The organism is Streptomyces durbertensis (genome assembly GCF_014156695.1).
Classification (GTDB): Bacteria; Actinomycetota; Actinomycetes; order Streptomycetales; family Streptomycetaceae; genus Streptomyces; species Streptomyces durbertensis.
In genome coordinates this window covers 1-4,002 of sequence record NZ_WMLF01000477.1, presented here as the reverse complement: position 1 = coordinate 4,002, position 4,002 = coordinate 1, and the positions used below count along the sequence as shown (strand labels likewise).

The 4,002-nt window shown below is 70.8% G+C and carries 4 protein-coding genes; 2 read left to right on the top strand and 2 right to left on the bottom strand.

What is annotated here, in order from left to right:
- Positions 1 to 81: 81 nt before the first annotated feature.
- The gene (locus tag GL263_RS22945) at positions 82 to 1,017 is read right to left on the bottom strand and encodes an RNA polymerase sigma factor SigF (protein WP_182857652.1); all 936 of its coding nucleotides are present in this window, start codon (positions 1,015 to 1,017) and stop codon (positions 82 to 84) included.
- Positions 1,018 to 1,276: 259 nt separating this feature from the next.
- On the opposite strand from GL263_RS22945, the gene GL263_RS22940 reads away from it, so the two are divergent.
- Together GL263_RS22940 and GL263_RS22935 are read left to right on the top strand one after the other, a co-directional pair.
- Entirely contained in the window at positions 1,277 to 1,669 is a 393-nt protein-coding gene (locus GL263_RS22940) for an STAS domain-containing protein (protein WP_182857651.1), read from the top strand.
- A 181-nt stretch (positions 1,670 to 1,850) separates the two neighbouring features.
- Positions 1,851 to 2,357, top strand: a complete 507-nt coding sequence (locus GL263_RS22935; protein WP_182857650.1) for an ATP-binding protein — start codon at positions 1,851 to 1,853, stop codon at positions 2,355 to 2,357.
- A gap of 96 nt (positions 2,358 to 2,453) precedes the next feature.
- Here the strand turns inward: GL263_RS22935 and GL263_RS22930 are convergent, their stop codons facing one another.
- Positions 2,454 to 3,959: a peptide MFS transporter gene (locus GL263_RS22930; RefSeq protein ID WP_182857649.1), complete on the bottom strand. Its 1,506-nt coding sequence runs from the start codon at positions 3,957 to 3,959 to the stop codon at positions 2,454 to 2,456.
- Between the last annotated feature and the right edge of the window lie 43 nt (positions 3,960 to 4,002).

Sequence of the window (4,002 nt, the reverse complement as noted above, 5' to 3'; positions counted from 1 at the left end):
CAACCGGACCGCCCCGGCGGAGAGGTTGCCGGGGCGGTCCGGTGGTTCGTGCGGTCCGGTGGTTCGTGCGGGCCGGGCGGGTCAGGCGTCGGCGAGCAGTCCCTTGCGCAGTCTGCCGAGCGTGCGGGAGAGCAGCCGGGAGACGTGCATCTGGGAGATGCCCAGCTCCTCGCCGATCTCCGACTGGGTCATGTTCGCCACGAACCGCAGCGAAAGGATCTTTCGGTCGCGCGGCGACAGGTCGGCGATCAGCGGCTTGAGCGACTCGACGTACTCGATGCCCTCCAGGCCGTGGTCCTCGTAGCCGATGCGGTCGGCGAGGGCGCCCTCGCTGTCGTCCTCCTCCGGCTGGGCGTCCAGCGAGCTGGCCGTGTACGCGTTGCTGGCCGCCATGCCCTCGACGACCTCTTCCTTGGAGATGCCCAGCTTCTCGGCGAGTTCTCCGACGGTCGGCGAGCGGTCGAGCTGCTGGGCCAGCTCGTCGCCGGCCTTGGCCAGGGCGAGCCGCAGCTCCTGGAGGCGGCGCGGCACGCGGACCGACCAGCTGGTGTCGCGGAAGAAGCGCTTGATCTCGCCGACGATCGTCGGCATCGCGAAGGTCGGGAACTCGACGCCGCGGTCCGGCTCGAAGCGGTCGATGGCCTTGATCAGGCCGATCGTGCCGACCTGGACGATGTCCTCCATCGGCTCGCTGCGGGAGCGGAAGCGCGCGGCGGCGAACTTGACCAGGGCCAGGTTCAGCTCGACCAGCGTGTTGCGGACGTAGGCGTACTCGTGGGTGCCCTCCTCCAGCGTCGCCATGCGCTCGAAGAGCTCCTTCGACAGCGCGCGGGCGTCCTGCGGGGCCACCTCGTCGAAGGCGGGGAGGTCGGCGATCTGCTCCAGCACGTCGCCGGCGGTCTCGCTCGTGGTGGACTGGGAAGCCGACGGTGCGGTCCACTCGCCTGCCGGGGGGCCGGTCGGGGCGTCCGGGGCGATGGTGTCAGTGATGCGCGACTCGTCGAGCTGGGGTGACATTGTCTCCTCCGTGATTCTCGGCATCTGGCTGCCGAAGCCGTGACGTGCACTGCGGTGTGCGGCGCCTCCAAGGCCGTCCTCTGTCGGATGCTTCTCCTAGCCCTACCCGCTCTTGCGAGTTCAAGGCAAGTGCGTTATGTCCGCTTTGTGGGATGACATGGGCTTTTGCTCGGGTGTTGGTGCGGGTCGTCAAGGCGTAGGGTTTCAGTGCCACGAGGCGGGGGAGTAATCGTGCCGCGAGCGAGCAGAAGAGGTGTACATGGACCGCGGGATACCCGGCAGCACCAGCCACCGGGGCCGGCTGACGGTCGAGGTCGAGCACCGCGGTGAGCGTGCCGTCATCACGCCCAGAGGTGAACTCGACCACCACACCGCCGACGTGTTGCGTCGGTCACTCGACGAGTGCGTGGACGCGGGTGTGACCGACCTGGTGGTGGACTGCGCCGGACTGGACTTCCTGGACTCCACCGGACTGAACGTCCTCCTCGGTGCCCGGCTGACCGTCGAGGAGAAGGGCGGCGCGGTCCATCTGGCCGCGATGACCCCGGTGGTCGCCAGGGTCTTCGAGATCACCGGAGCCGGCGCCGTCTTCACGGTGCACGACTCGGTGGAAGAGGCGATCCCCGCGCGCGGGGAGCCCTCCGACTCGTAACGTGAACAGTCACGCGGGTCACACCGACCCGGCGGAAACGGTGGGTGTCTCCGGCGCGTCACAGGGCAGGAGAACCCTCTGGCCGCTGTCGTCCCCCAGCGGGGCCGATGGCGGGGGCGACCGGACCACACAACCATCGGTGAGCAAGACGAATCGGAGAAACCGGCGAGGTGAAGTGCGGATGAGCACCACCCGGCGATCCCCGGCGGGCGATCGCGGTTCCGAGGCCGGCACGGCCCCGGGGCCGGTGGCGTCGCCGGTGGGGCAGCTGCGCGAGATGCGTCAGGTGCGCAGGCTCAGGCTCGTGGGGGCCGGCGGCGCGGTCCAGCGTGCCCGCGACTTCACCCGGGAGGCCCTGGAGGACTGGGGCTGGCTGCCGGCCGCCGACGTCGACCGCCGGGCCGCGGCCGAGGACGTCCTGCTGGTCGTCTCCGAGCTCGTCACGAACGCGTGCCTGCACGCCGGCGGCCCCACGGGGCTGACCATCGCCTGCGGCCCGGGCTCCCTGCGGGTCGAGGTCGCCGACGACAGCCCCGACCCCCCGTCGCCCCGGGACCCGCACCGGCCTGGCCGCCCGGGCGGACACGGCATGTTCATCGTCGGCCGGCTCTGCCTCGACTGGGGTGTCCTCCACACCCCCGACGGCCCCGGCAAGACCGTCTGGGCCGACCTCCCCGCGCCCGTCTAGCCCGCCCGGCGGGGCCGACCCGCCATGACGGGAAGAGGGCGGGAAGCAGGCAGAAGCCCCGGGCCGCAGCGTGCCCGGGGCTCGTGCCGCAGGACGTCAGTCCACCTCGCCCGTGAGGGCCCGCAGCCTCCGCGCCCCGGCGAGGAACGCAAGCCCCGCGCCCGCCGCGACCAGCGCCCACATCGTGTAGTACGCCGCGTCGCCCAGCGGCCCGTTCAGCCGCGTGGCCCAGCCGTTGAGGGCGTTGCCGGTGGCGACGGCCAGGAACCACAGGCCCATGATCTGGCTGACGAACTCCTTCGGGGCCAGCTTCGTCGACAGCGACAGACCCACCGGTGACAGGCACAGCTCGCCGAGCGTCTGCACGAGGTAGACGGCGAGCAGCCAGAAGACGGTCACCTTGCCCGAGTCGCTGGCCGCCGCGGCGGCGCCGGCCAGGCCCATCAGCGCGAACGAGCCGCCGATCAGCAGCATCGCCAGCGCGAACTTCACCGGGGTGCTGGGCTCGCGGTTCCGCTGCGCCAGCTTCACCCACAGGGCGGCGAACAGCGGCGCCAGGATGATCACCCAGGCGGGGTTGGCGGCCTGCAGCCAGGACGCGGGGAACTCCCAGCCGCCGATGAACCGGTCCGTCTTCTCGTCCGCGAAGATGTTGAGCAGCGAGCCGGACTGGTCGAAGATCATCCAGAACAGCACGGCGGTGAGGAAGAACCAGACGAACGCGACGACCTTGGGCCTGGCCTCCGCGGTCAGCTTCGGGCTGCGGAAGATCACCACGAAGTAGCCGATCGGCACGAGGATGCCGAGCACGGCGAGCACGTTGACGATGTGGTTGATGTCGAAGGTGCCCGCGACGACGTCCACCAGCAGCGCTCCGGCCGCCACGCCGCTCCACACCAGGACCCGCCGCAGCGCCGTACGCCTCTCCTGCGGCGTCGCCGGGTTCGTCGGGGTCCGACCGGCGTCGCCGAGGTGGCGGCCGCCGAGCACGTACTGGACCACCGCGAGTGTCATGCCGACGCCGGCCAGGCCGAAGCCGAGGTGCCAGTCGACGTGCTCGCCGAGGTAGCCGACCGTCAGCGGCGCGATCAGCGCGCCGATGTTGATCGACATGTAGAAGAGGGTGAAGCCGGCGTCCCGCCGCGAGTTCGGCAGGTCCTTGTAGAGGTCGCCGACGATGGCCGAGATGTTCGGCTTCAGCAGGCCGGTGCCGATCGCGATCAGGCCGAGCCCGACGAAGAACACCGCGGAGTTCGGGACGGCGAGGGTGAAGTGGCCGGCGGCGATCACGATGCCGCCGACGAGCACGGCCTTTCGGGCGCCCCACAGCCGGTCGGCGACCCAGCCGCCCGGCATCGCCGCCATGTAGACGACCGCGTTGTAGACGCCGTAGATCGCCACGGCCGTCGTCTCGTCGATGCCCAGGCCGCCGTCGGTGACCGCCGTGTACAGGTACAGGACGAGCAGGGCGCGCATCCCGTACCAGGAGAAGCGCTCCCACATCTCCGTCATGAAAAGCGTGGCCATACCGCGGGGGTGGCCGAAGAAGGTCCTTCCGTCGCCTGCCGGGCGTGCGGACTCCTCCGTCTTGCTGGTCGCCATGGGGTTCCTTGCTGGTGCGGGACGCGCTCCCGGGGGGTGGGGG